Origin of the sequence: Streptomyces sp. NPDC048331 (assembly GCF_043201215.1) — a bacterium.
Lineage (GTDB): Bacteria > Actinomycetota > Actinomycetes > Streptomycetales > Streptomycetaceae > Streptomyces.
In genome coordinates, this window is the sequence record NZ_JBICYT010000033.1 from 44,999 (window position 1) to 68,129 (window position 23,131).

29 protein-coding genes are annotated in these 23,131 nt (G+C 71.9%); 19 read left to right on the plus strand and 10 right to left on the minus strand.

Going from position 1 to position 23,131, the window contains the following annotated elements:
* The first annotated feature begins 6 nt into the window (after positions 1 to 6).
* The 8 genes from ACGFYY_RS33175 (at position 7) to ACGFYY_RS33210 (ending at position 5,922) form a co-directional block, all read left to right on the plus strand.
* Positions 7 to 297, plus strand: a complete 291-nt coding sequence (locus tag ACGFYY_RS33175; RefSeq protein WP_030011783.1) for a DUF1416 domain-containing protein — start codon at positions 7 to 9, stop codon at positions 295 to 297.
* A gap of 165 nt (positions 298 to 462) precedes the next feature.
* Positions 463 to 726: a DUF3099 domain-containing protein gene (locus ACGFYY_RS33180; protein WP_365271714.1), complete on the plus strand. Its 264-nt coding sequence runs from the start codon at positions 463 to 465 to the stop codon at positions 724 to 726.
* A gap of 196 nt (positions 727 to 922) precedes the next feature.
* Entirely contained in the window at positions 923 to 1,630 is a 708-nt protein-coding gene (locus ACGFYY_RS33185) for a hypothetical protein (RefSeq protein ID WP_393715122.1), read from the plus strand.
* Positions 1,627 to 2,532: a hypothetical protein gene (locus ACGFYY_RS33190; RefSeq protein ID WP_393715124.1), complete on the plus strand. Its 906-nt coding sequence runs from the start codon at positions 1,627 to 1,629 to the stop codon at positions 2,530 to 2,532. Before ACGFYY_RS33185 ends, ACGFYY_RS33190 begins: the two co-directional genes overlap by 4 nt.
* Entirely contained in the window at positions 2,529 to 3,503 is a 975-nt protein-coding gene (locus ACGFYY_RS33195) for a hypothetical protein (protein ID WP_393715126.1), read from the plus strand. The genes ACGFYY_RS33190 and ACGFYY_RS33195 overlap by 4 nt, the downstream gene beginning before the upstream one ends.
* 281 nt (positions 3,504 to 3,784) lie before the next feature.
* Positions 3,785 to 4,357 (plus strand): FABP family protein, encoded by a 573-nt coding sequence (locus tag ACGFYY_RS33200; protein WP_365271726.1) that lies wholly within the window; start codon positions 3,785 to 3,787, stop codon positions 4,355 to 4,357.
* A gap of 113 nt (positions 4,358 to 4,470) precedes the next feature.
* Positions 4,471 to 4,926: a Fur family transcriptional regulator gene (locus tag ACGFYY_RS33205; protein WP_365271728.1), complete on the plus strand. Its 456-nt coding sequence runs from the start codon at positions 4,471 to 4,473 to the stop codon at positions 4,924 to 4,926.
* Between the two features lie 21 nt (positions 4,927 to 4,947).
* On the plus strand, positions 4,948 to 5,922 hold the full coding sequence (locus ACGFYY_RS33210) for a YgfZ/GcvT domain-containing protein (protein ID WP_393715128.1): 975 nt from the start codon (positions 4,948 to 4,950) through the stop codon (positions 5,920 to 5,922).
* A gap of 9 nt (positions 5,923 to 5,931) precedes the next feature.
* Here the strand turns inward: ACGFYY_RS33210 and dtd are convergent, their stop codons facing one another.
* Positions 5,932 to 6,357: a D-aminoacyl-tRNA deacylase gene (gene dtd / locus ACGFYY_RS33215; protein ID WP_393715130.1), complete on the minus strand. Its 426-nt coding sequence runs from the start codon at positions 6,355 to 6,357 to the stop codon at positions 5,932 to 5,934.
* A 136-nt stretch (positions 6,358 to 6,493) separates the two neighbouring features.
* Between dtd and ACGFYY_RS33220 the strand changes: the two genes are divergently transcribed.
* The 4 genes from ACGFYY_RS33220 to ACGFYY_RS33235 are packed head-to-tail and all read left to right on the plus strand — an operon-like array spanning position 6,494 to position 9,626.
* Positions 6,494 to 7,069, plus strand: coding sequence for an AmfC protein (locus ACGFYY_RS33220; protein ID WP_328962721.1), 576 nt, complete (start codon positions 6,494 to 6,496; stop codon positions 7,067 to 7,069).
* A 45-nt stretch (positions 7,070 to 7,114) separates the two neighbouring features.
* Positions 7,115 to 8,359, plus strand: a complete 1,245-nt coding sequence (locus ACGFYY_RS33225) for a GNAT family N-acetyltransferase (protein WP_393715133.1) — start codon at positions 7,115 to 7,117, stop codon at positions 8,357 to 8,359.
* A 57-nt stretch (positions 8,360 to 8,416) separates the two neighbouring features.
* Positions 8,417 to 9,178: a putative protein N(5)-glutamine methyltransferase gene (locus ACGFYY_RS33230; protein WP_393715135.1), complete on the plus strand. Its 762-nt coding sequence runs from the start codon at positions 8,417 to 8,419 to the stop codon at positions 9,176 to 9,178.
* Between the two features lie 4 nt (positions 9,179 to 9,182).
* On the plus strand, positions 9,183 to 9,626 hold the full coding sequence (locus tag ACGFYY_RS33235) for a hypothetical protein (RefSeq protein WP_393715137.1): 444 nt from the start codon (positions 9,183 to 9,185) through the stop codon (positions 9,624 to 9,626).
* Here the strand turns inward: ACGFYY_RS33235 and ACGFYY_RS33240 are convergent.
* Both ACGFYY_RS33240 and ACGFYY_RS33245 read right to left on the minus strand, forming a co-directional pair.
* Positions 9,623 to 10,180: a hypothetical protein gene (locus ACGFYY_RS33240; RefSeq protein WP_393715139.1), complete on the minus strand. Its 558-nt coding sequence runs from the start codon at positions 10,178 to 10,180 to the stop codon at positions 9,623 to 9,625. The genes ACGFYY_RS33235 and ACGFYY_RS33240 overlap by 4 nt on opposite strands.
* Positions 10,181 to 10,264: 84 nt before the next feature.
* Positions 10,265 to 10,798 (minus strand): NUDIX domain-containing protein, encoded by a 534-nt coding sequence (locus tag ACGFYY_RS33245; RefSeq protein WP_393715141.1) that lies wholly within the window; start codon positions 10,796 to 10,798, stop codon positions 10,265 to 10,267.
* An 84-nt stretch (positions 10,799 to 10,882) separates the two neighbouring features.
* Between ACGFYY_RS33245 and ACGFYY_RS33250 the strand changes: the two genes are divergently transcribed.
* The 3 genes from ACGFYY_RS33250 to ACGFYY_RS33260 all read left to right on the plus strand — a co-directional run bounded on the left by ACGFYY_RS33250 (position 10,883) and on the right by ACGFYY_RS33260 (position 12,312).
* The gene (locus tag ACGFYY_RS33250; protein ID WP_030728460.1) at positions 10,883 to 11,266 is read left to right on the plus strand and encodes a helix-turn-helix domain-containing protein; all 384 of its coding nucleotides are present in this window, start codon (positions 10,883 to 10,885) and stop codon (positions 11,264 to 11,266) included.
* A 23-nt stretch (positions 11,267 to 11,289) separates the two neighbouring features.
* The gene (locus tag ACGFYY_RS33255) at positions 11,290 to 11,832 is read left to right on the plus strand and encodes a hypothetical protein (protein WP_393715143.1); all 543 of its coding nucleotides are present in this window, start codon (positions 11,290 to 11,292) and stop codon (positions 11,830 to 11,832) included.
* A gap of 141 nt (positions 11,833 to 11,973) precedes the next feature.
* Positions 11,974 to 12,312: a DUF2516 family protein gene (locus tag ACGFYY_RS33260; RefSeq protein WP_030768091.1), complete on the plus strand. Its 339-nt coding sequence runs from the start codon at positions 11,974 to 11,976 to the stop codon at positions 12,310 to 12,312.
* Positions 12,313 to 12,397: 85 nt separating this feature from the next.
* On the opposite strand, the gene ACGFYY_RS33265 is transcribed toward ACGFYY_RS33260, so the two are convergent.
* The 3 genes from ACGFYY_RS33265 to ACGFYY_RS33275 all read right to left on the minus strand — a co-directional run bounded on the left by ACGFYY_RS33265 (position 12,398) and on the right by ACGFYY_RS33275 (position 16,250).
* Positions 12,398 to 13,819 (minus strand): PP2C family protein-serine/threonine phosphatase, encoded by a 1,422-nt coding sequence (locus ACGFYY_RS33265; protein WP_393715146.1) that lies wholly within the window; start codon positions 13,817 to 13,819, stop codon positions 12,398 to 12,400.
* A 297-nt stretch (positions 13,820 to 14,116) separates the two neighbouring features.
* Positions 14,117 to 15,166, minus strand: coding sequence for an NlpC/P60 family protein (locus ACGFYY_RS33270; RefSeq protein WP_393715148.1), 1,050 nt, complete (start codon positions 15,164 to 15,166; stop codon positions 14,117 to 14,119).
* A 262-nt stretch (positions 15,167 to 15,428) separates the two neighbouring features.
* Positions 15,429 to 16,250: a class I SAM-dependent methyltransferase gene (locus ACGFYY_RS33275; protein ID WP_393715150.1), complete on the minus strand. Its 822-nt coding sequence runs from the start codon at positions 16,248 to 16,250 to the stop codon at positions 15,429 to 15,431.
* A gap of 230 nt (positions 16,251 to 16,480) precedes the next feature.
* Here ACGFYY_RS33275 and mshA point away from each other — a divergent pair, with 230 nt between their 5' ends.
* Positions 16,481 to 17,851: a D-inositol-3-phosphate glycosyltransferase gene (gene mshA, locus ACGFYY_RS33280; RefSeq protein ID WP_393715152.1), complete on the plus strand. Its 1,371-nt coding sequence runs from the start codon at positions 16,481 to 16,483 to the stop codon at positions 17,849 to 17,851.
* Positions 17,844 to 18,329 (plus strand): YbjN domain-containing protein, encoded by a 486-nt coding sequence (locus ACGFYY_RS33285; protein WP_365271767.1) that lies wholly within the window; start codon positions 17,844 to 17,846, stop codon positions 18,327 to 18,329. The genes mshA and ACGFYY_RS33285 overlap by 8 nt, the downstream gene beginning before the upstream one ends.
* Positions 18,330 to 18,389: 60 nt before the next feature.
* Here ACGFYY_RS33285 and ACGFYY_RS33290 read toward each other — a convergent pair whose 3' ends face one another.
* Positions 18,390 to 19,718, minus strand: coding sequence for an MDR family MFS transporter (locus ACGFYY_RS33290; RefSeq protein WP_393715154.1), 1,329 nt, complete (start codon positions 19,716 to 19,718; stop codon positions 18,390 to 18,392).
* A 153-nt stretch (positions 19,719 to 19,871) separates the two neighbouring features.
* On the opposite strand from ACGFYY_RS33290, the gene ACGFYY_RS33295 reads away from it, so the two are divergent.
* Positions 19,872 to 20,633, plus strand: coding sequence for a phosphoglyceromutase (locus ACGFYY_RS33295; RefSeq protein WP_052875662.1), 762 nt, complete (start codon positions 19,872 to 19,874; stop codon positions 20,631 to 20,633).
* Positions 20,634 to 20,793: 160 nt separating this feature from the next.
* Here the strand turns inward: ACGFYY_RS33295 and ACGFYY_RS33300 are convergent, their stop codons facing one another.
* Positions 20,794 to 21,372, minus strand: coding sequence for a DUF2867 domain-containing protein (locus tag ACGFYY_RS33300; RefSeq protein ID WP_393715156.1), 579 nt, complete (start codon positions 21,370 to 21,372; stop codon positions 20,794 to 20,796).
* Positions 21,373 to 21,468: 96 nt separating this feature from the next.
* On the opposite strand from ACGFYY_RS33300, the gene ACGFYY_RS33305 reads away from it, so the two are divergent.
* A complete protein-coding gene (locus ACGFYY_RS33305) occupies positions 21,469 to 22,026 on the plus strand; it encodes a TetR family transcriptional regulator (RefSeq protein WP_393715158.1) in 558 nt (185 codons plus the stop codon).
* 77 nt (positions 22,027 to 22,103) lie between these two features.
* Here the strand turns inward: ACGFYY_RS33305 and ACGFYY_RS33310 are convergent, their stop codons facing one another.
* Positions 22,104 to 22,253 carry a hypothetical protein gene (locus tag ACGFYY_RS33310; RefSeq protein WP_167344738.1) on the minus strand — a complete coding sequence of 50 codons (150 nt, stop codon included), beginning with the start codon at positions 22,251 to 22,253 and terminating at the stop codon, positions 22,104 to 22,106.
* 170 nt (positions 22,254 to 22,423) lie between these two features.
* The gene (gene phoU / locus ACGFYY_RS33315) at positions 22,424 to 23,101 is read right to left on the minus strand and encodes a phosphate signaling complex protein PhoU (protein ID WP_030009600.1); all 678 of its coding nucleotides are present in this window, start codon (positions 23,099 to 23,101) and stop codon (positions 22,424 to 22,426) included.
* Positions 23,102 to 23,131: the final 30 nt, after the last annotated feature.

A 23,131-nucleotide genomic window follows, 5' to 3' on the forward strand; every position in this document is an offset into this window, starting at 1 on the left:
GAGAACATGTGTGGAGCACAGATCGGCGGGCCCGACCTCGCGACGCTGAAGCCCGGTGAGACCGCCATCCAGGGCCAGATCACCAAGGACGGCGAGCCGGTGTCCGGCTACGTCCGCCTGCTGGACTCGACCGGCGAGTTCACCGCGGAGGTCCCGACCTCGGCGACCGGCCAGTTCCGCTTCTACGCCGCCACCGGCTCCTGGACCCTTCGGGCTCTCGTCCCGGGCGCCCAGGCCGACCGCGCCGTGGTCGTCGCCGAGGCCGGCGGCGTGACGGACGTGGCGATCGCGGTCTGAGCACCGCACATGTGATCGCCTGATCGAACGGCCGAAGGGCCGCACCCCCGGGGGTTGGACGCCACTGGATCGGGGTGCGGCCCTTCGTGCCGTCCGCGTCCGCCGGACCCCGCCCGCCCCCGCCCGCACCCTTGCGCGCGGTGGCGCCGGATCTACGCTGGAGGCATGTACGCCCGGCGCCGACGCGTCTACTTCCTGATGATGGGCGGATGCCTGTTCCTGTTCGTCTCCGCCTGGGCCTTCGTGCGCCTGTGGTCGGTCGAGGCCGCGGTGGCCATGTGCGTGGTCGCGATGGTCATCCCGCCGGTCGCCGCGATGATCGCCAACCGGCGCGGCCCGGACGACCGCTGGTGGGACGACCCCTCGGGCGATCCGAAGTCCGACGAATGGTGGGACGAACTGGACGGAAAGCGGCGTCACGAGGATTGAAACCTCGTGAGACGAGAATGTGATCTAGGTTCGTACAACCGCTCCCCTCCGGTACGGGTCATGCGTACGCGCGGGTAACCAGCTCGTGCCTGCAGTCCTGTGGGGGACCCCTTTGGAACACGAACAGACCATCCCGGAGCAGCGGAAAGAGGGGGAGAGTGCACCGGAGTCGGACACTTCGGTCCCGCGCCGCCGGGTGGGGCGCACGGCTTTCCTGATCGTCGGCGCGGCCGCGCTCGGTGTCCTCGCCGGGACGATCACCGGCTACGCGATCCAGTACGACCGCGAGCCCACGCCGCTGCCGCCGCTGGCCCAGCAGACGATGGCCGGGCCGAAGCCGCAGGCGATGAACGACCAGTCGACGCGGCACTCGATCAACGCCAACCGCTGGCACAAGGCGGACGAGGAGCTGGCCAAGAAGCTGCTGGACGTCCCGAGCGGGGCGAAGAGCGAGTTCTCCGGCGTCACCTCGCTGGACATCTTCGCGGCCGGCTACTACGAGGAGGTCTCCGAGGGTCTCGGCGGCCTCATCACCGACCGGACCCGGAGCATCGCCTCCGTGGCGTGGGCCGAGTCCGACCGGAACTTCATCGAGATCGACCTGCTCCAGTTCCACGACCGCAACGAGGCCGAGGACTTCCAGCTGGGCATCGAGCACTACATGCCCACCAAGGAGTACGCGGGCAACGCGGGCCGTGAGGTGCCGGGGGTCCCCGACGAGTACGGCCACATGTGGGTCGACTCGAAGGCGCAGCAGAAGGCGGGCTACGAGCCGCTCCGCGGTGGCCGTGCCGTCGTCCGCCGCGGCGACGTCGTGGCGGTCGTCCAGTACGTGAACAACCGCGGCGATGTCGACGAGAACGTCGTGGCCGACCTGGCCAAGCGACAGATGGAGCGGCTGTGAGCGAGCAGCAGAACGTGAGCGAGCAGCAGAACGTGAGCGGACAGCAGAACGTGACCGACGCCGCCGGCGCGGGCCCCTGGGCCGAGCCGCAGCCGACGGCCGCCGAGGGGCCCTGGGCCGAGCCGACGGCCGCCACCGGGCCCCGGCGCAGGATGAACCGCAAGGTGGTCACTCTGGTGGCGGCCGGCGTGGGCGTCGTCGTCCTCGTCGGCGCCGGCCTGGGAGCCGCGGCCGTACTCGCCGGCGCCGACCGGACCTCGCCGACGCGCTACTGGCTGGCCGAGGACCACACGACCGGTGGCACACCGGCCCCGGTGCCGTCGGTGCCCCCGAACGCGCTCACGGGCAAGCTGCTGCCGATGCCCAACGACTACTGGGCCGGCCCGGACATCGACAAAGAGGGCAACTACTACTACATCTCGGGCGACCGGGCGCTGGAGACCTTCAAGGACGCCCGCAAGGGTCTCTCCAGCAGCCAGCGCGCCGAACGGGACAAGGTGCTCGGCGATCTGAAGCTCAAGGGTCTGGCCGGGCGCAGCTACTCCCGCAAGGACGGCGTCGGCGGCGGCGTGGTCGCCGAGATCCAGCTCGTGCAGGCCGACCCGCAGCAGCTGGCCAAGTTCGGCGAGTTCGCCGGGAAGCTGGTCGAACTCACCGGTTCCGACGGCGAGGCGCCGAAGGTGGACGGACACCCGCAGGCCAAGTGCTCGGTGAACTCCGTCGTCGTCGAGCGGACGAAGAACGACAAGGAGAAGCTGCAGAGCCTCGACTGCGTGGCCGTCGAGGGAGACATCATGGTGAGTTTCCGGATGTACGGCAGCGAGGGATTCGCGGTGAAGGACGCCGCGGGCCTGTTCAAGCAGCAACTCGACCACATCAAGTCCCCCGGAGAGTCCGCGTGAGCGAGCAGACCACCACCGCGGCCACCGGGCCCGAGCCCGCCCCGGAGTCCACCGACACGGTCGTCGAGGCGGCCGGGACCGCCGAGGCGGCCACGAGCGCCGAGGCGGCCGGGCCCACCGAGGCGGCCACGAGCGTCGAGGCCGCCGAGACTTCCGAGGCCGTTCCGGCCCCGCCCAAGGACCGGCGCAAGCTGTTCGCCGCCCTGCGCTGGACCGCCGCCGTCGTGGTCTTCGCCACCGTCGGCGCGGGGGTCGCGTACGGGATCACCCAGCCCGACCGCACCGACCTCCCGGGCCTGTCCACCAAGGACGACGGCCGCTGGACCTTCCCCACGCTGTCCCAGCCCGCGCTGCCCGCCGGGGCCCCGCTTCCCCAGGGCCCGGACAACAAGGACGGGACGCACTACGCGCCCCTGACCGGCCTGCTGCTCCCCGCGCCCGTGGGCGCCAAGGTCGACGACACGGTCAAGGTGGACAAGGACGGGACGGTGCCGGTCGACGCCTTCCTGGAGGAGTACACGCCCGAGGAGCGCGCGAAGCTCAAGCAGTCCCTGGAATGGGACGGGCTGCGGCAGATCACCGGCCGGGGCTGGACGACGGCGGACGGCACGCGCACGCACGTGTACCTGCTGCGCTTCCACTCGTCCGGCTTCGTGGACGCCTTCAAGGGCTGCGACAGCAACATGCGGCTGAACGGTGTCTCGGCCCTCGACCTGGACGACGTCTGGGGCAGGGCCAAGAACAACCAGATGAACAGCACCGCGCTGGACTTCCCGGGGGCGGCCAACTTCGACGGCACCGAGCTCAGCGTGTACCAGGAGCTGAAGCCCCTCCTCGGCGAGGAGCAGAGCAAGATCGGGTGCCTCCGGACGGGTGACGTCCTCGGCATGGTCATCCAGACCCGCAAGGGCGAGGTGGCCCCCGTTCCGTTCCACCAGACCGTGATCCTGCAGAGCCAGCTGCTGAGCTGACCGTGGCCCCGGGTCCGGGCCGGGCCCGGGCCTACGGGCCACCTCGCACGGTGCGCCCGGTCCCGGGCCAGTAGGCTTGGGAACCGGCCCGTACCCCCGAACGAATTCCGAGGAGCACCCCGTGCTTGAGGCAGTCTTCACCTCCCTGCTGGTCCTGGTCTGCGTCGGCGTCATGGCCTTCACCGGCCTGGCCGTCAAGAAGCTGTACCAGGGTCAGCGCTGAGCATCCGCCCAGCAGACCGCCCCGGAACCCCTCCCACAGATCGCCTGAGCAGCCATTCATGATCCAGATCCCGTCCGACCTGAACCCGGGCCTCGTCCCGCTCGCCTTCCTCCTCGGCAACTGGGAGGGTGCGGGAGTCTTCGACTTCCCCGGTGAGGAGAAGTGCAACTTCGGCCAGGAGGTCGTCTTCAGCCACGACGGCCGGGACTTCCTGGAGTACACCTCCCACACCTGGGTCCTCGACACCGAGGGCAACAAGGTGCGGCCGCTGGAGTCCGAGTCGGGCTACTGGCGCATCGACAAGGACCGCAAGGTCGAGATCGTCATGGTCCGCGACCAGGGCGTCGTCGAGGTCTGGTACGGCGAGCTCGCCGACCAGAAGCCCCAGATCGACCTGGCCACCGACGCCGTCGCCCGTACCGCGGCCTCCGGCCCGTACAGCGGTGGCAAGCGGCTCTACGGCTACGTGAAGAGCGACCTCATGTGGGTCGGCGAGAAGGCCACGCCGGACGTCGAGCTGCGTCCGTACATGTCGGCCCAGCTGAAGAAGGTCGTCACGCCCGAGGAGGTCGCCGAGATGGCGCGCAACCTCCCGGACATGCCGGACGACGGCATCGCCTTCTTCCGCTGAGTCCACGGGCCGTACGCACGTACACGCGTACCCACGTACACGCGTACGCAAGGCTGTGCGAAAGGGGGCCGCGGGATCGCCCGCGGTCCCCTTCGCACGCATACACTGGCCGGGTGGGGAGCAGCGTGGACACCGAAGGCTCGGACTGGAAGAGCGACCTGCGGCAGCGCGGATACCGGCTGACACCGCAGCGCCAGCTCGTCCTGGAAGCGGTCGACGCCTTGGAGCACGCCACCCCGGACGAGATCCTCGTCGAGGTGCGCAAGACCGCCTCCGGGGTCAACATCTCCACCGTCTACCGCACCCTGGAGCTCCTGGAGGAGCTCAAGCTGGTCTCGCACGCCCACCTCGGGCACGGGGCCCCCACCTACCACCTCGCCGACCGGCACCACCACATCCACCTGGTCTGCCGTGACTGCGCCGAGGTCATCGAGGCGGACGTGGACGTCGCCGCCGAGTTCACGGCGAAGCTCCGTACCACCTTCGGTTTCGAGACCGACATGAAGCACTTCGCGATCTTCGGCCTGTGCCGCAAGTGCGCCGCGAAGCAGCGAGCCGCGCAGCCGTAGCAGGGTCGTACGCTTGGTCCCATGACCAGCAGCCCCTTGCTCCATCTCCCCGGCGCCGTACCGGCCGAAGGCCGTGACGAGGGCGTCGCCGCCCACTACGGCGAGCTGTACGGCGAACAGCGCGCCCTCGCGGAGGGGCGCGGCTTCGTCGACCTCTCGCACCGCGGAGTCGTCACCGTCAGCGGGCCGGAGCGCCTGAGCTGGCTGCACCTGCTGCTCACCCAGCACCTCACCGAGCTGCCGGCCGGGCAGGCCACCGAGGCGTTGATCCTCTCCGCCAACGGGCACATCGAGCACGCGCTCTACCTCGTCGACGACGGCGAGACCACGTGGGCGCACGTGGAGCCGGGCACCCAGGGCGAGCTGATCGCCTACCTGGAGTCCATGAAGTTCTTCTACCGCGTCGAAGTCGCCGACCGCACCGAGGAGTTCGCGGTCGTGCACCTCCCGGCCGGTTCCATCGCCGAGGTCCCCGAGGACAAGGAGCACGTGGTCCGGGAGACCGCGTACGGCCGGGACGTCTTCCTGCCCCGCGCCGAGCTGGAGTCCTTCGCCGCCGCGCACGGCCCGGCCGCGGGCCTGCTCGCGTACGAGGCCCTGCGCGTCGAGGCGCACCGGCCGCGGCTCGGTCTGGAGACCGACCACCGCACCATTCCGCACGAGCTGGGCTGGATCGGCACCGCCGTGCACCTGCAGAAGGGCTGCTATCGCGGCCAGGAGACGGTCGCCCGTGTCCACAACCTGGGGAAGCCCCCGCGCCGCCTGGTCTTCCTGCACCTGGACGGCTCGGAGGTGCTGCTCCCGGCGCACGGCACCCCGGTGCGGCTCGCCTCGGACGGGGAGGAGGGCCGTCAGCTGGGCTTCGTGACCACGGCCGTCCGCCACCACGAGCTGGGCCCGATCGCGCTCGCGCTGGTCAAGCGGAACGTGCCGGTCGACGCGCCGCTGCTGGTCGGCAAGACGGCCGCCGCGCAGGAGGTCGTCGTAGCGCCCTGACCGGCCGGGTCAGACGTCGATGACGATGGTGAACGGGCCGTGGTTGGTCAGCGAGACCCGCATGTCCGCGCCGAACCGGCCCGTCGCCACCGTCGCACCCAGCGCGCGCAGTTGCGCCACGACCTCGTCGACCAGCGGCTCGGCCACCGGGCCGGGAGCCGCCGCGTTCCAGGTGGGCCGGCGGCCCTTGCGCGCGTCGCCGTAGAGCGTGAACTGGGAGATCACCAGCAGCGGTGCGCCGTTGTCGCTGCAGGACTTCTCGCCCTCCAGGATCCGTACGGACCACAGTTTGCGCGCCAGGAGCGCCGCCTTCTCGGGGGTGTCGTCGTGCGTCACCCCCACCAGCACGCACAGTCCCTCGCCGACGACCTCGCCCACGGTCTCGCCGCCCACGACGACGCGTGCGCCGTCCACCCTCTGCACCACTGCTCGCATACCACCTGTGTACCAGGCTTGCACCCGTCCGGGGCCGATCGGCTGGAGTGGGACTGCGTGGGGGCCACGGGGAGTGGCACGATGCAAGCAGGCGGTGCGGGTGCGCCGCACCGGTCGAGGGGACGGACCCGTTCGTATGAATACTTCTGGTACCTCCGTACCTGCGTCACCCGCTTCCGTCGCGGCTGCCGCGGTACGACCGCCCGCGCAGCGCACGGCCGAGACGCAGGGGTCGCCGACCCCGACCACCGCGCTCGGACTGCCGGAACTGCGTGCGCTGCGCCGTGACGCGCAGCGCGACGAGGCCGATCTGAGCTACGTACGCAGACTGCTCCAGGGCCGCATCGACATCCTGCGGGCCGAGCTGGCCCGGCGGACGGACCCCGAGGCGCCGGTGGTGGACCGGCTCTCGGTGATCCTGGCCGACGCCCCCTCCAGCCGCAGTGCCTCGGCCCGGCACGTCACGCTCGGCACCCCGCACAGCGAGGAGTACCGGGTGCTGGCCGCGGAGATGCTGTCCGACGTGGAGCTGTCGGACCTGGGCGCCCGTACGGACGACGAACTGCACGACGGGATGGGGCGGCTGGTGCGCTACGAGCAGCAGGTCTCGCGGCGCCGGCAGCAGCTCCAGCGCACGGTGGACGACTGCAGTGCCGAGATCACCCGGCGGTACCGGGAGGGTGAGGCGCAGGTGGACGACCTGCTCGCGTAGAAATTCGGGCGACCGGCCGCCGTCGGCGGATTAGCGTGGGCGGTTATGAGTGCTGACGTCCGGCCGATCGCCGAATCCGAACTCCCCGACTGGGTGCGCACCGTGCACACCGGTTTCCTGGTCAGCCCCCGGGTGACCGAGGCCGACATCACGCAGCGCGCGAAGTACTGCGACTTCTCCCGTACGCACGGGGCGTTCGACCCCGACAGCGGTCGCTGTGTGGCGGCCCTGCGTTCCTTCCCGCAGGAGCTGACCGTGCCCGGCGGGGCGGCCGTCCGGTCCACGGCCGTCTCCAACGTGGGGGTGCTGCCCACCCATCGCCGCCAGGGTCTGCTGACCCGGATGATGGCCGCCGAGTTCGCGGCGGCCGAGGCGCGCGGCGACGCGCTGGGGACGCTGATAGCCGCCGAGTACCCGATCTACGGGCGGTACGGGTTCGGGCCGGCGACCTCCCTCGTGGAGTGGGAGATCGACGTACCGCGTACCGGGCTCGACCGGAGGCTGGCGGCGCCCGTCGACGGCGGCCGCATCGACCTGGTGGACGTGGAGGAGCTGCGGCGGGTGGGGCCCGAGCTGCACGAGCGGCTGCGGGCGATCACGCCGGGTGCCGTGGACCGGAACGAGCGCTGGTGGAGCCTGGCGACCGGCCTGGAGGAGTGGTCGTACCGCCCGTACAAGGACAACTTCCACGCCGTGTACCGCACGGCGGAGGGAGAGGTGGCCGGCCTCGCCGTGTACAGCGCGGACGACCACTGGACGGACGCGAAGCTTCCGGAGAACACCGTGCAGGTCAAGGACCTGCTGGCGGTCACCCCGCAGGCGGAGCGGGCGCTGTGGCAGTTCCTGTGCTCGATCGACTGGGTGACAAAGGTCCGCACCGGCTACCGGGCCCCCGACGCCCTCGTCCCGGACCTGCTGCCCGACCCGCGGTCGGCGCGGGTCGTGACCGCCGCGGACTTCCTGTGGGTGCGGGTGCTGGACGTCGTACGGGCGCTGGGCGCGCGGACGTACGAGGTGCCCGGGGTGCTCGTCCTGGAGGTCACGGACGGGACGGGCCCGGCGGCGGGACGCTACCGGCTGGACGCGGGCACCGGGGTGTGCGAGCGGACCGAGGAGGCGGCGGACCTGCGGCTGGACGTGGCCGAGCTGGGCTCCCTGTACCTGGGCGGCACCTCCGCGGTGCGGTTGGCCGCACTGGGGCGGGTGACGGAGGAACGGCCGGGGGCGGCCGCGCTGGCCGACGCGATGTTCCGTACCGCGCGCAGCCCGTGGTGCCCGGACATCTTCTGACCCCGTGCCGATGACCGAGAACCGAGCACCGAGCACTGAGAACCGAGGACCGAACTCTTGACGTCACTTGTGGAATCCCTGCGCGCGGCGGGCTGCGTCTTCGCGGAGGAGGAGGCGGAGCTCCTGACCGGCGCCGCCACCGACGCGGACCACCTGGCGGAGCTGCTGGCCCGCCGGGTGGGCGGCGAACCGTTGGAACACGTCGTCGGCTGGGCGGAGTTCTGCGGACTGCGCATGGAGGTCGGCGCGGGCGCCTTCGTACCGCGCCGGCGCACCGAGTTCCTGGTGGGGGAGGCGGTGGCACTGGCCCGGCCGGGCGCGGTGGTGCTGGACCTGTGCTGCGGGGTCGGCGCCCTGGGCGCGGCGGTGGCCGCGGGGCTGCCGGGCGGCGCCGAGCTGCACGCGGCCGACATCGACCCGGCGGCGCTCGTGTACGCGCGGCGCAACGTGGCCCCGTACGGCGGCCGGGTGTGGGAGGGCGACCTGTACGAGGCACTCCCGTCCTCATTGCGCGGCCGGGTGGACGTGCTGGTGGTCAACGCCCCGTACGTGCCGACGGAGGAGATCGTCCTCATGCCGTCGGAGGCGCGGGACCACGAGCCGCTGGTCTCGCTGGACGGCGGGTCCGACGGCCTGGACGTCCACCGTCGGGTGGCGGCGGGCGCGATGCCCTGGCTGGCCCCGGGTGGGCACCTGCTGATCGAGACGAGCGCCCGCCAGTCCCCGTCGACGGCCTCGGCCCTGACCTCGGCGGGTCTCGCGGTGCGGGCGGTGACCTCGGAGGAGCTGTACGCGACGGTGGTCATCGGCACCGCCTGACGCCGTGGCGTTCGAGGTGCTGCCGGGCACGGGCCTGGCCCTGCCGCGGGGCGCCGGCGTGCTGCGGTTCGGCGGGTCCGAGCGGGAGGCCCGGTGGGCCGTCGCGACCCTGGCGGACGTGCGCGAGGCGTGGGTCTGCGGTACGGGCTGGGCCTTCACCGCGCGCTACGAGGGCCTGGAGCTGCTGGCCTACGGGGACTGCCCGGACCGCCTCGGCCGCACCGGCCACGACCGGTACGGTCTCGCGGCCGTCCATCTCTGCCGGTACGGGCCGGGGCCGGCCGGGCCGTCCGCCGTCCCGGTGGTCCTGCGTGACGTCGACCTGTTCGGGTACCCGGCCGCCGAGGTGCTGGAGGCCCTCGGGCCGGTCCCGTACCCCGGTGTGACGCTGCCGCGGGCCGCCTCCCCGACCGGCCCCTACCTGGCGGAGGTACGGCTCTCGGCCTAGGCCTGCCCGAGCGGGTCCTCGGCGAGCGGGTCCTCGGTGAGCGGGACCGGTGCGGCCAGGGCCGCTTCGTAGGCGGGGCGCGAGAAGACGTACGGGCCCAGGGGGAGTTCGCCCCACTGCGGCCGGTGGATCTGGTAGAGGCCGGACCAGGTGACCTCCCTCTTCGTGGCGTGGACCATGGCGAGCAGGGGCCAGCAGGCGTCGATCCCGCAGGGGCAGCCCATGAGGCACAGGGCCCCGGTGTCGCGGTCGCGGAGCTCCGGGGGCGAGTCGCCGAGGAAGTGCGCCCGGGCCCGGGCGCCGTCGGGGTCGTCGTCCAGGTGCAGCGGGGCGTGCTGGTTCCGCAGGAACTCGTCGCGCTCCTGTGGGGTTTCGTCGTCGTCGAGTTCCGGATCCCAGAGCGCGCGCGTCGCCTCCGCGACGAGCACGCGCAGGTCGGTGCCGTCGACGCGGATGCCCCAGGCGGTGAGGTGCGGGTAGCCGGGATGGGGGAGGTGCAGGAACTCCACCCGGTGCGGGGCGGGCAGGGCGGGGGCGACGGACGGCTGACTCATGCGCCCCATCCTGCGGCGCCGGCCCGACCGGGTCCACGGAGTATCGGCACCCGCAGGGCGGCTCCGACGTCGCCGCCCCGGTCGTCAAGGCCGCGCGGTGCGGAACGCGAGATACCGGCTGAACGCCTCGTGGCTGTCGGGGGTGAAGCGCCACTCCCGCAGGGCCGACCGCAGCTCCGGCTCGGTCAGCCGGCCGTGCCAGGCGACCTCATCAGGATCGGCGGTCACCGTGTCCGGCACCACGGCCTCGTGCACGCCGAGCCAGTGAGGGCTCAGACCGCTGCGGTTGAGGAACGTGAACAGCAGGCGCGGCAGCACACGAACGCCCAGCTCCTCGGCCAACTCCCGCGCGGCGGCCTGTTCGTAGGACTCACCGACCTCCACCGCGCCCCCCACCACGACCTCGTGGAGGCCGGGGAAGCGCGACAGCTGCTCCGACCGCCGGTGAACGAGGATCCGCCCGCGCTCGTCACGGCACAGCGTCACGGCGACCCGGTGGAGCCAACCCTCCTGGACGGCCTGCCGGCGGCCGACCACCACCCCCAGCACACGATCCTCATCGTCGACACGCTCCACCAGTTCGTCCACGGTGCACACCCTGGCAGAGCACACCGACATCGCCGCTCCTCGGGACGACACCAGATGGGAGCTGTTGCAAGCAGGACGCTTGCAATAGTTAGCAGAGTCGGGCAGGATCACAGCATGGCATCGCTCAACGTCGGAAATCTCGGCGAGTACCTCCGTGAGCAGCGCCGGCAGGCCCAGCTTTCGCTGCGGCAGCTGGCGGAGCAGGCGGGGGTGTCGAATCCGTACCTGAGCCAGATCGAGCGCGGGCTGCGCAAGCCGAGCGCGGACATCCTTCAGCAGCTGGCCAAGGCGCTGCGGATCTCCGCGGAAACGCTGTACGTGCAGGCCGGGATCCTGGATGAGCGGGACCCGGACGAGGTGGAGACGCGAGCCGTCATACTCGCCGACCCGTCCATCAACGAGCGGCAGAAGCAGGTGCTGCTCCAGATCTACGAGTCGTTCCGCAAGGAGAACGCGCTCGACACGCCCGCCGACGAGATGCCGTCGAAGACGAACTGAAGTTGATCCGGGAGGACCAGCACATGGCCATCGCCGATGACCTGAAGAAGACCCTCACCGACCCCACTCCCCTCTACTTCGCCGCCGGCACCGCCGACCTGGCCGTGCAGCAGGCCAAGAAGGTGCCCGACCTGTTCGAGCAGCTGCGCGCCGAGGCCCCCGCGCGCATCGAGGCCGTGAAGAACACGGACCCGAAGGCTGTGCAGGAGGCGGTCACCGCCAAGTTCAACGAGGTGCTCGGCGCGATCGACCCGAAGAAGCTCGGGGAGACCGCCCAGGACCTCGCGCTGCGCGGTGTCGGCGTGGCCGCCGAGTACGCGGTGCGCGCCAAGGAGACGTACGACAAGGTCGCCGTGCACGGCGAGCAGGCCGTGCGGACCTGGCGGGGCGACGTCTCCGCCGAGATCGTCGACATCGCCGTGGCGGTCGAGCCCGAGGCGGAGGCGGAGCCGGTGTCGGAGCCGGTCGCCGAGGCCGCCGCCGACGAGAAGCCCGCCGCGAAGAAGCCCGTCGCGCGCAAGAGCACGGCCAAGAAGGCCACGGTCACGGCGGACGACGCGAGCTGAAGCGGAACCGCATGAGTGACGGCGGGCCGGGCACCCTTCAGGTGCCCGGCCCGTTGTGGTTCATGAAGGCACCTGTGCCGGTAGCGTGGAGTCGGGTGGCATCGGAAGAGCGAAGCAGAAGTCGAGAAGGCGGTCGAAGCGATGTTGATCGATGGGTTCGATCGGGGCGTGATCCCGTTCCTCGGGTACGTCATGCTGGCGCTCGCCGTCGTGGCCTTCGTGATCGCCCTGGTGGCGCGCGAGGACGCGTACCGGGCGGCCGACAAGCAGAGCAAGACCTTCTGGCTGGTCATCCTCGGTGTCACCGTGGCCGTGGACTTCCTGCTGGGGATGCTGTTCCTGCAGATCGCCGGTCTCGTCGCGACCATCGTGTTCTTCGTCGACGTACGCCCGGCCCTCAAGCAGGTCTCGGGCGGTGGCGGCCGGCGCGGCGGCAGCAGCAGTGACGGGCCGTACGGGCCCTACAACGGCGGACGCTAGCGGCGTCGCGTCCGGCGTCCGGCGTCCCGCCCGGCGCCCGGCATCGGCGCCTGCGTCCGGCGACCGGCGCCTGCGTCCGGCGGGCTCAGCCCTCGGCGCGGGAGAGCAGGACCACGGCCACGTCGTCGGTCAGCTCGCCGCCGTTGAGGCGGCGGGCCTCGGTGACGGAGGCCTCCAGCAGGCCCTCACCGCTCAGACCGCGGTCCAGGTGGCGGTTGATCATGTCGACCATGCCGTCCTGGCCCAGACGTTCCTTGCCCTCGCCGATGTGGCCCTCGATCAGGCCGTCGGTGTAGAGCATCAGGCTCCAGGTGCCGCCGAGCTCCACCTGGCGGCGCGGCCAGCGGGCCCGGGGCAGCAGCCCGAGGGCCGGACCGCTGTTCTCGTACGGGAGCAGCCGCGCGCGGCGGCCCGGCCGGGATATCAGCGGAGCCGGGTGGCCGGCCAGGCACAGACCGGCGCGGCGGCCGTCCGGGGCGATGTCGACCGTGCACAGCGTCGCGAATATCTCCTCGCACGGCCGCTCCACCTCCAGGACCTCCTGGAGGGTGGCCAGCAGGTCGTCGCCGCAGAGGCCGGCCAGGGTCAGGGCGCGCCAGGCGATGCGGAGCTCGACGCCGAGCGCGGCCTCGTCGGGCCCGTGGCCGCAGACGTCGCCGATCATGGCGTGGACCGTGCCGTCGGGAGTGCGGACGGTGTCGTAGAAGTCACCGCCGAGCAGGGCCCGGCTGCGGCCGGGGCGGTAGCGGGCGGCGAAGCGGAGGTCGGAGCCCTCCAGGAGGGGCGTGGGGAGCAGGCCGCGTTCCAGCCGGGCGTTCTCCTGGGCGCGCAGTTTCGATTCTGCGAGCTTGTACTGGGCGATGTCCGCCCGTTTTCTCTCCACGGCGTAGCGGATGGCGCGGCTCAGCAGGCGGCCGTCCAGCTCGTCGCGGAACAGGAAGTCCTGGGCGCCGACCCGGACGGCTTCGGCGGCGCGCTCGACGTCGTCCTCGTCGGTCAGGACGAGGACGGCGTGGCGCGGGGCGATGCGCAGCACCTGGCGGAGGGCGACCAGCCGGTCCACGGCGGTGGCGGTGTCGGTGCCGGCCCCCGTTCCCGTGCCCGCCGTTCCGTTGACCGAGCCGTTGGCCGTACCGATGGCCGAGCCGTTGGCCGTCGCGCCGGGCGTACGGGCGCTGGCGTCCGGGAGGGACAGGTCGAGGAGGATGCAGTGCACGTCGGGTGTGAGCAGCCGCTCGGCCTCGGTGAGGTTGCGCGCGGTGCGGAGCCGGATGCGGTGGCCGTCCGCGTCGAGGATCTCGGGGAGGGTGAGACCGCCGGCCGGGTCGTCCTCGATGACCAGGAGGGTCAGCGGGGCCGTGTGCGGGGTGGTCGTCTGGAGGGCGGTCGTCCGAGGGGTCGCTTGCGCGACGCCCGTGGCGGCTACGGCCGGGGCGGCGGTGTGCAGAACGGCCTGACCGCTCTCCGTGGCCGAGGTGTCCCTCTGCCGCGGTACGGGTACGGGCATCGTCTCCGGTTCCTTCCCTCCCCCCGAGGGTGCGCTCGTCCGGCAGACCCTAGCGGTCCCTGCCCGACAAACGGAATGCCGTTCTTGGCGAGGGCCTGCGTCATATGCGGTTATCGCGGGGGAAAATCGGCCTCACTGGATGACAAAGGTCACGGCGGGGCCGTGTTCCGTCCCGTCCATCGAGACGTGTTCGAGGCCCGCCGGGTTGCCTGCGTCACCCGATCCCACCCACCCGGCCGAAGATCCCCACGTCGCCGGGCCACGCCGGGGGTACGCGTCCGGGCTACGCCGCGGGGGCTACGCGTCGGGGCGGACCACTGCCTTGATCGGCATCGAGCCCGCGCCCGCCAGGGTCACGTTCCGGCCGGGGCGCGGGGCGTGGACCATCGCGCCGTCGCCGACGTACATGCCGACGTGGGTCGCGTCGTCGAAGTAGATGATCAGGTCACCCGGGCGCATGTCCTTCAGCGCGACCTTCGGCAGCAGTCGCAGCTGCTCCTGCGAGGTGCGCGGGATGCCCCGGCCCGCCGCCAGCCAGGCCTGGGAGGTCAGCCCCGAGCAGTCGAACGAGGACGGACCCACGGCGCCCCATTTGTACGGCTTGCCGATCTGGGCGGTGGCGAACTGCACGGCCCGCTTGCCCGCTTCGGTCGCCGCGCCGTTGACGTCCTTCATCGCGCCCGTCGACAGCCACGCCGTCTGCGCCTTGTACTGGGCTTCCTGTTCCAGCTGGATCAGTCGGGCCTTCTCCTCGGCCTCGAGCTTGCTCTCCAGCTCCTCCGCGGCCTTGATCTTCTCCTCGACCTGCTTCTTGGACTCCTCCGACTTGACCCGGTTGGCCTCCAGGATGGCCCAGCGCTCGCTCGCCTCCTGGGCGTAGCGCTCCAAGTCGGCCTGCGTCCGGTCAAGTTCGGAGAGCATGTCCGAGGCGGCCTTCTCGCCCTGGCGCAGCCGGCCCGCCCCGTCGAGGTAGTGGTTCGGGTCGTCGCTCAGTGCCAGCTGCGCGCCCGGAGGCATCCCGCCCGAGCGGTACTGGGCGCGGGCGGCGGCGCCCGCCCGGTTCTTCAGGTTGGTGATCTTCTCCTTGCCTGCGACGACAAGGTTGGCGATCTCGACGATCTTGTCCGACTGGGCCTTGGTCTCGGCCTCGGCGAGGTTGTAGGCGTCGGTGGCGGTGCCCGCCTGCCGGTACAGCTCCTCGATCTCCTTGCGGACCTGCTCCAGGGACTTGCCACCCGGCTCGGGGAGCGGCGCGGCCGGAGCCGCCGGTGCGGCGGGCGCGGCGGGTGTGGCCGGAGCCGCGTACGCGATGCCCGTCGCGAGGCCCGGCGCCGTCAGTATCGCCATCGTGCACAGCAGCACGAGAGAGCTTGCGCCTCGCCTTTGCCTTGCGGCTCCCATGGTCCCCCCAGGCACCCGAGTCAGACCCCGTCTCAGATCTGACTATTCATCAGTAACTTCGCGCTGCCATCGGGATGGTGCCACGAGTCGATGAATTGCAACACCCTTGTGGGTGGCGATGCGATCTTGTCCCACCCGACGGACGCCATTTCCGGCCCCGCACGGTCCAACGGGCCACCCCCACCCCTGGTTCCCCCATGCGCCGCGTTCACCCCACCGGGCGCAACGCCTCCCAGGGCAACGTCAGTTCCCCCTGCCGCCACCGCCGGGGCCCGTCCACCAACGGCCAGTCGGCGGACAGGTCCCGCGCCGTCCGGATCCAGCGCTGCCGTGCCCCGTAGGCCGCGTACGGGGCCGCCGCCGCCCACGCCCGGTCGAAGTCGCGCAGGAACGCGTGCACCGGCTCACCGGGCACGTTCCGGTGGATCAGCGCCTTCGGGAGCCGCTCCGCGAGGTCCGAGGGGCGCTCCAGGGAGCCCAACCGGGTCGCGAACGTCACCGTGCGCGCCCCCTCCGGGCCCAGTGCCACCCACACGTGCCGCCGCCCGATCTCGTCGCAGGTGCCCTCCACCAGCAGCCCGTCCGGGGCCAGCCGCCCGCACAGCCGCGCCCAGACCTCGGCGACCTGCTCCTCGTCGTATTGGCGCAAAACGTTCGCCGCGCGGATCAGCGCGGGCCGCGCCCCGCCGTCCAGCGGAACCTCGAAACCGCCGTGCCGGAAGCTCAGCCCCTCCCGCTCGTACGGCTTCGCTCCCGCCACCCGCGCCGGTTCGATCTCGATGCCGACCACCCGCACCCGCGGCGCCGCGTCCCGCAGCCGCGCCAGCAGTTCGACCGCCGTCCACGGCGCGGCCCCGTAGCCCAGGTCCACCGCGACCGGCGCCTCCGCGCGGCGCAGCGCGGGCCCGTGGGTGGCCGCGATCCAGCGGTCCATCCGGCGCAACCGGTTCGGATTGGTCGTCCCGCGCGTCACCGAGCCCACAGGGCGGCCGGGCGCGCGGCTGGAGGGCGGGGTACTGCGGGAGGCCATGAGCCGAGGGTAAGCGGAGGGCCCGCACACCAAGAAAATCCCGCTACGCACCACCGAATACGAGGAAACCTCCAGGAAAACCGGACACCCCGGAATGCGGGGGACGGCCATCCGGGTTGCACTCCTTGCAGGGCGTCTTCCGCGCCCTCGCCGTCATGCCGTCCGGCATGTCGTTCGTCATGCCGTCCGAGCGTCGGGCGCGCGCCGTCCGAGCCGAGAGGACTGGTCCCTTGAGCCAGTACGTGTCCCGCCTCAGTGGCCGCCTCGCCGCCGCCCGTGCCACCCGCCACGAGCCGCCCCGGCTGCGCCTGCCGGCCGTCGGACACCACCGAAGGCCGCGCCGCGTGGCCATGCTCAGCGTGCACACCTCTCCGCTGCACCAGCCCGGCACCGGCGACGCGGGGGGCATGAACGTCTACATCGTGGAGCTGGCCAAACGGCTCGCCGCCATCAACATCGAGGTCGAGATCTTCACCCGGGCCACCACCGGCGGCCTGCCGCCCGCGGTCGACCTGGCCCCCGGCGTCCTGGTACGGCACGTGGACGCGGGCCCCTACGAAGGCCTCGCCAAGGAGGAGCTCCCGGCCCAGCTGTGCGCCTTCACCCACGGCGTCATGCAGGCCTGGGCCGGCCACCGCCCCGGCTACTACGACCTCGTCCACTCCCACTACTGGCTTTCCGGCCATGTGGGCTGGCTCGCCGCCGAACGCTGGGGCGTCCCGCTCGTGCACGCCATGCACACCATGGCGAAGGTCAAGAACGCGGCGCTCGCCGAGGGGGACACGCCCGAGCCCGCCGCCCGCGTCATAGGAGAGACGCAGATCGTGGCCGCCGCCGACCGGCTCATCGCGAACACCGCGGAGGAGGCCGACGAACTCGTCCGCCACTACGAGGCCGACCCCGCCAAGGTGGCGGTCGTCCACCCCGGCGTGAACCTCGACCGCTTCACGGTCGGCGACGGCCGGGCCGCGGCCCGCGCCCGCCTCGGCCTCCCGAGCGACGCCGTCATCCCCCTGTTCGCCGGGCGGATCCAGCCGCTGAAGGCCCCCGACATCCTGCTGCGCGCCGTCGCCGTCATGGTCGACCAGGACCCGTCGCTGCGCCGCCGTCTTTTCGTCCCCGTCGTCGGCGGGCCCAGCGGCAGCGGCCTCGCCAAGCCGGAGGGCCTGCAGAAGCTCGCCGCGAAGCTCGGCATCGCCGACCTCGTCCACTTCCACCCGCCGGTCGCGCAGGACGGGCTCGCGGACTGGTTCCGGGCGGCGTCGGTGCTGGTCATGCCGTCCTACAACGAGTCCTTCGGGCTCGTCGCGATAGAGGCGCAGGCCGCCGGTACGCCGGTGCTCGCCGCCGAGGTCGGTGGGCTGCCCGTCGCCGTCAACGACGGGGTCACGGGGATCCTCGTACCCGGGCACGACCCGGTGGACTACGCGCGGGAGCTGCGGCGCTTCGTGGACGAGCCCGGGCTCGCGGACCGGATGGGCACCGAGGCGGCGCGGCACGCGCAGTTCTTCGGCTGGGACACCGCGGCGAGCGGCACGGCCGACGTCTACACCGCGGCCATGCATGATCATCGCCGTCGCGTACGCTCCCACCATGGCTGACACCGCCGAGATCATCGAGAGCGCCCTCACCGCCGCGGAGCTGAGCTGGGAGAGCCCCGATCCGGGGACGTACGTCGTCCAGCTGCCCGGCACCCGCAAGCTGAGCACCACCTGCTCGATCCGGGTCGGCCGGCACTCGCTGTCGATCAACGCCTTCGTGATCCGCCACCCCGACGAGAACGAGGCGGGCGTCCACCGCTGGCTGCTGGAGCGCAACCTCAAGCTCTACGGCATGGCGTACGCGGTGGACCGCCTCGGCGACATCTACCTGACGGCCCGGCTCCCGCTGTCGGTCGTCGACCCGGAGGAACTGGACCGGCTGCTCGGCACGGTCCTGGAGGCGGCGGACGGCTCCTTCAACACGCTGCTGGAGCTGGGCTTCGCGAGCGCGATCCGGCGCGAGTACGAGTGGCGGGTCTCGCGCGGCGAGCCGACCTTCAACCTCGACGCGTTCAAGCACCTGACGCGGCCTTCCTGACCCCGGCCCGGCCCCGGCCCGCCGCCGGTCGGGCGGCGTCCGGCCGGCGGCGCCCGGTGGTTACGCCACCCCGGCCGCCGCCGCGGGCTTCGCCTCCACCGGGGCCTCGCCCGCCACCTCGGCCTCGTCCGTACGCGGGGACCCGGCGGCGACGGTGACGGTGACACCCGCGTCACCCTCGGGGAGCCTGCGCATCAGCAGCCAGTAGCCGGCCGCCGCCACCGTGCCCAGGACACCGGTGGCCGCCCACAGCCGGTCCGCCCCGTACCGGTCGATCACGAAGCCCGCCATCAGCGGCGCGACCAGCGAGGCCACCGCCCAGGACAGGTTGTAGACCCCCTGGTAGCGGCCGCGCCCGTGGACCGGCGAGAGCCGCACGACCAGACCCATCTGGGTCGGCGAGTTCACGATCTCGGCCAGGGTCCACACGCACACCGTCAGCGCGTACGCCCACAGCGGCCCGGCGAAGGCCGTCAGCGCGAAGCCGTATCCCGCCAGCAGCGCCGAGATCACCAGCAGCTTCTGCGGGTCGCGGTGCTCGATGAAGGCCGTGACCGGGATCTGGAGCAGCACGATCAGGAACCCGTTCACGGCGACGACCAGCCCGTAGTCCCCGGGCGAGAAGCCCGCCGCGCCCATCGCGACCGGCAGGCCGACCGAGCCCTGGGTGAAGATCAGCGAGATCAGGAACGACAGGCCGACCACGCCCATGAACCGGCCGTCCCGCAACACCGTCCCGAGCCCGATCGCGGGCTCCGCGCCGGTCCCCTTCCCCGCACCGGTGGGCCCACCCTCGGGCCGGGACTCGGGCAGCTTGACGAAGACCAGCACCGCACAGGCCAAGGTCAGCGCGGCCTCGCCGAGGAAGCCGGCCAAGTAGCTGTACTCCGCGATCAGTCCCGCCGCCGCCGCGCTGACGCCGAAGCCGAGGTTGATGGCCCAGTAGTTGAGCGCGAAGGCGCGTACGCGGTCCTCGGGACGGACGATGTCCGCCATCATCGCCGCGACCGCCGGCCGGGAGGCGTTCGAGGTCATACCGACCAGCAGGGCCACGGCCGCGATCGCCGCCGGGTGTTCCATGAAGCCGAGCAGCGCCACCGAGAAGGCGGTCGACGCCTGGGCCGCCAGCAGCGTGGGCCGGCGCCCGAGCCGGTCGGTCAGCACACCGGCGACCAGGGAGGACATCACACCGCCGAGCCCGTGGAGGGCGACCACGAGCCCCGCGAAGGAGGCCGAGTAGCCCCGGTCCAAGGTCAGGTACAAGGTCATGAAGGTGGCGACGAAGGCCCCGAGCCGGTTCACCAGAGTGCTCGTCCAGAGCCACCAGAAGGCCGCGGGCAGTCCGGCGACGCTCTCCCGGGCGGCCTGTCTGAAACGGGCAGCGGACATAAGGGATCCCCCCGGCGGCGTAAGTATCACTCGTACGCCGTGCACATTACGAGCGGCAGGCTTCCGGGCGCCACTCGATTGACGCGCACCGTCAATCCGTCGGGACCCGGCACCGCGCGCGGGCGCCCCCGGGCGTCCACTAGGCTCGTACGCATGGCCGACGCACCGTACAAGCTGATCCTCCTCCGCCACGGCGAGAGCGACTGGAACGCGAAGAACCTGTTCACCGGCTGGGTGGACGTCAACCTCACCGAGAAGGGCGAGAAGGAGGCGGTCCGGGGCGGTGAGCTGCTCAAGGACGCCGGCCTGCTGCCCGACGTGCTGCACACCTCGCTGCAGAAGCGCGCCATCCGCACGGCGCAGCTCGCGCTGGAGGCCGCGGACCGTCACTGGATCCCGGTGCACCGCTCCTGGCGCCTGAACGAGCGCCACTACGGTGCGCTCCAGGGCAAGGACAAGGCGCAGACCCTCGCGGAGTTCGGCGAGGAGCAGTTCATGCTGTGGCGCCGCTCGTACGACACCCCGCCGCCCGTGCTGGAGGACGGTACGGAGTTCTCGCAGTCCGAGGACCCGCGCTACGCGTCGATCCCGAACGAGCTGCGTCCGCGCACGGAGTGCCTCAAGGACGTCGTCGAGCGCATGCTGCCGTACTGGTACGACGGCATCGTCCCGGACCTGCTGGCCGGCCGCACGGTCCTGGTCGCCGCGCACGGCAACTCCCTGCGCGGTCTGGTCAAGCACCTGGACGGCATCTCGGACGCCGACATCACGGGCCTGAACATCCCGACCGGCATCCCGCTCGTCTACGAACTGGACGCCGACTTCAAGCCCCTGACCCCGGGCGGCACCTACCTCGACCCGGACGCCGCGGCGGCCGCCATCGAGGCCGTCAAGAACCAGGGCAAGAAGAAGTAACCTTTGTGATCATGCCTTCCACCTGCGCGTACGGCGCAGGTGGGAGGCATTTTTGTTGGCGGTGCGGTGCGGTGCGGTGCGGTGCGGCGTCGGGCCGGGCCGGCGGGCCGGACGGCGGCTCGGGGACGACGGTCGGCCCGTGGCGTCGATCGACCTCGGCTCACGGCTTCTCGTTCCATTCGCGGCCGATCGAGCGCAGCAGGGCCGGGTAGACCCCGAGGTGGCGGAAGGGCTTGATGCCCAGCATGTAGAGGGCGCCGAGGCGGCCGTTCGGTTTCACCAGGACGGTCATCTGGCCGTGGTGGCCGCCGTTTCCGTCCGCGACCCAGCCGATGTGGAGCACCCCGTGCACGGTCCGGTTCGCGGACTCCGCCGCCCACTCGTCGTGGGTCTGGAAGATCGAGGTGAACGGGGCCGACCGCAGGTCCGGGCCCCGTTCACCCTCGCGCAGGTCGGCCGGCAGGCGGTCGCGCAGGGTGGGGACCCGGGTGCCGAGGCCACCGTCGGGCCGGTCCCAGCCGAACAGCTTGCCCAGCCCGCGGCGGACCGCGAAGAGGACGCGCGCCACGGGGGAGGGGACCGGATCCCCCGTGCCCTCCGCGAACTGGCGTACCAGGCGGTGGAGGTCGTCGGGCCCACCCGGGGTCGGCAGCGCCCACACGTCCTCGACCCGGAAGTCGCCGGCGATCTCGTGGATCCGCCAGGGTCGGGAAGTGAACGCGGTCTTGGGGAGTCTCATCGGTCGGCCCCTATCTATACGATGGCGTATAGATCGAGGCTAGCACTCGTCTATACGCCACCGTATAGACAGGGGCCGCGTGAGGAGGAGCACAGCATGGGCGCGACCCGCACACCACGCGGAAAGTGGATCGAGGAAGGACTGCGGGCCCTCGCCGCCGGCGGCCCTGAAGCCGTCCGCGTCGAGGCGCTGGCGCAGGCACTCGGCGTCAGCAAGGGCGGCTTCTACGGGTACTTCGGCAGCCGGGGCGCGCTGCTCACCGAGATGCTCGACACCTGGGAACACGAGGTCGCCGAGGCCGTGATCGAGCAGGTCGAGAGCGGCGGCGGAGACGCGCGGGCCAGGCTGGAGCGGCTGTTCGCGATCGCCTCGTCCGCCGACGGGCCGGTCAGGGGCACCACCGCCGACCTCGCCATCCGCGACTGGGCCCGACGCGACGAGGACGTCGCCCGGCGGGTGCGACGTACCGACAACCGGCGCATGGAATACCTGCGTTCGCTGTTCCGCGCCATCTGCACCGACGAGGACGACGTCGAGGTCCGCAGCCTGCTCGCCTACTCGCTGCGGATCGGCGAGCACTTCATCCACGTCGACCACGGTGCCCGCACCCGCGCCGAGGTCATGGACCTCATCCGCGACCGGCTCCTGAGATAGCCGGCGGACGCGCGCGAAAGGCCCCGGCCGAGGGAACTCGGACGGGGCCCGTCTTCGCGTGCGGCCGGCGGAGGCCGTCAGCCGCCGCACTGGCAGGGGGCGCCGGACTGGCAGCCGCAGCCGCAGCCGGAGCCGCAGCCGCAGGCCGCGAGCAGCGGTAGCCGCAGCGGCTCCGGCCTCGGGGGCTGCTCCTGCTCCGGGGTGATGGGAACGGGGGAATCGGGCATGGTTCCTCCTCGCAGGGGCGGTGCCCCGCGGCATACGGGACTTCGTACGACGACCGCCCTCGCCCTCATTCATGCCCAGCGGTACCGGCGCGTCAACGGCGCATTGGGGCTCGGCGTGGCCCCCGGTCCGGACACCCCCGTCCGGACTCCCCGCTTCCGACGCCGGCGGGTCAGACCCCCTCGACCTGGGTCGGCTGCTGGAGGTCGTCCGCGTGCTCACCCGTCACCAGGTAGACCACACGCTTGGCCACCGACACCGCGTGGTCCGCGAAGCGCTCGTAGTAGCGGCCCAGCAGGGTCACGTCCACGGCCGTCTCGATGCCGTGCTTCCAGCGGTCGTCCATCAGGTGCTGGAACAGCGTGCGGTGCAGCTGGTCCATCTCGTCGTCGTCCTGCTCCAGCTGCAGCGCGAGGTCGACGTCCTTCGTGATGATCACCTCGGCGGCCTTCGCCATCAGACGCTGCGCCAGCTGCCCCATCTCCAGGATGGTGGCGTGCAGGTCCCGCGGCACGGCCCGGTCCGGGAAGCGCAGCCGGGCCAGCTTCGCCACGTGCTGGGCGAGGTCGCCGCTGCGCTCCAGGTCGGCGCTCATCCGCAGGGAGGTCACGACGATGCGCAGGTCCGTGGCGACCGGCTGCTGGCGGGCCAGCAGGGCGATGGCGCGCGCCTCCAGGTCGTGCTGGAGGTCGTCGACCTTCTGGTCGGCGGCGATCACGCTCTCGGCGAGCTTCAGGTCGGCGTCGAGCATGGACGTCGTGGCCCGTCCGATCGCGGAGCCGACGAGCCGGGCCATCTCGACCAGGCCTTCTCCGATCGAGTCCAGTTCCTCGTGGTACGCGTCGCGCATGTCTCGTGTCCCTCTCTCGACCTACTACTG

Coding starts and splice junctions, on each gene's coding strand:
- ACGFYY_RS33175 (WP_030011783.1), top strand. CDS start 7: ATGTGTGGAGCACAGATCGGCGGGCCCGACCTCGCGACGCTGAAGCCC.
- ACGFYY_RS33180 (WP_365271714.1), top strand. CDS start 463: ATGTACGCCCGGCGCCGACGCGTCTACTTCCTGATGATGGGCGGATGC.
- ACGFYY_RS33200 (WP_365271726.1), top strand. CDS start 3,785: ATGATCCAGATCCCGTCCGACCTGAACCCGGGCCTCGTCCCGCTCGCC.
- ACGFYY_RS33210 (WP_393715128.1), top strand. CDS start 4,948: ATGACCAGCAGCCCCTTGCTCCATCTCCCCGGCGCCGTACCGGCCGAA.
- dtd (WP_393715130.1), bottom strand. CDS start 6,357: ATGCGAGCAGTGGTGCAGAGGGTGGACGGCGCACGCGTCGTCGTGGGC.
- ACGFYY_RS33220 (WP_328962721.1), top strand. CDS start 6,494: ATGAATACTTCTGGTACCTCCGTACCTGCGTCACCCGCTTCCGTCGCG.
- ACGFYY_RS33225 (WP_393715133.1), top strand. CDS start 7,115: ATGAGTGCTGACGTCCGGCCGATCGCCGAATCCGAACTCCCCGACTGG.
- ACGFYY_RS33240 (WP_393715139.1), bottom strand. CDS start 10,180: ATGAGTCAGCCGTCCGTCGCCCCCGCCCTGCCCGCCCCGCACCGGGTG.
- ACGFYY_RS33245 (WP_393715141.1), bottom strand. CDS start 10,798: ATGTCGGTGTGCTCTGCCAGGGTGTGCACCGTGGACGAACTGGTGGAG.
- ACGFYY_RS33250 (WP_030728460.1), top strand. CDS start 10,883: ATGGCATCGCTCAACGTCGGAAATCTCGGCGAGTACCTCCGTGAGCAG.
- ACGFYY_RS33255 (WP_393715143.1), top strand. CDS start 11,290: ATGGCCATCGCCGATGACCTGAAGAAGACCCTCACCGACCCCACTCCC.
- ACGFYY_RS33260 (WP_030768091.1), top strand. CDS start 11,974: ATGTTGATCGATGGGTTCGATCGGGGCGTGATCCCGTTCCTCGGGTAC.
- ACGFYY_RS33265 (WP_393715146.1), bottom strand. CDS start 13,819: ATGCCCGTACCCGTACCGCGGCAGAGGGACACCTCGGCCACGGAGAGC.
- ACGFYY_RS33270 (WP_393715148.1), bottom strand. CDS start 15,166: ATGGCGATACTGACGGCGCCGGGCCTCGCGACGGGCATCGCGTACGCG.
- ACGFYY_RS33275 (WP_393715150.1), bottom strand. CDS start 16,250: ATGGCCTCCCGCAGTACCCCGCCCTCCAGCCGCGCGCCCGGCCGCCCT.
- ACGFYY_RS33285 (WP_365271767.1), top strand. CDS start 17,844: ATGGCTGACACCGCCGAGATCATCGAGAGCGCCCTCACCGCCGCGGAG.
- ACGFYY_RS33290 (WP_393715154.1), bottom strand. CDS start 19,718: ATGTCCGCTGCCCGTTTCAGACAGGCCGCCCGGGAGAGCGTCGCCGGA.
- ACGFYY_RS33295 (WP_052875662.1), top strand. CDS start 19,872: ATGGCCGACGCACCGTACAAGCTGATCCTCCTCCGCCACGGCGAGAGC.
- ACGFYY_RS33300 (WP_393715156.1), bottom strand. CDS start 21,372: ATGAGACTCCCCAAGACCGCGTTCACTTCCCGACCCTGGCGGATCCAC.
- ACGFYY_RS33305 (WP_393715158.1), top strand. CDS start 21,469: ATGGGCGCGACCCGCACACCACGCGGAAAGTGGATCGAGGAAGGACTG.
- ACGFYY_RS33310 (WP_167344738.1), bottom strand. CDS start 22,253: ATGCCCGATTCCCCCGTTCCCATCACCCCGGAGCAGGAGCAGCCCCCG.
- phoU (WP_030009600.1), bottom strand. CDS start 23,101: ATGCGCGACGCGTACCACGAGGAACTGGACTCGATCGGAGAAGGCCTG.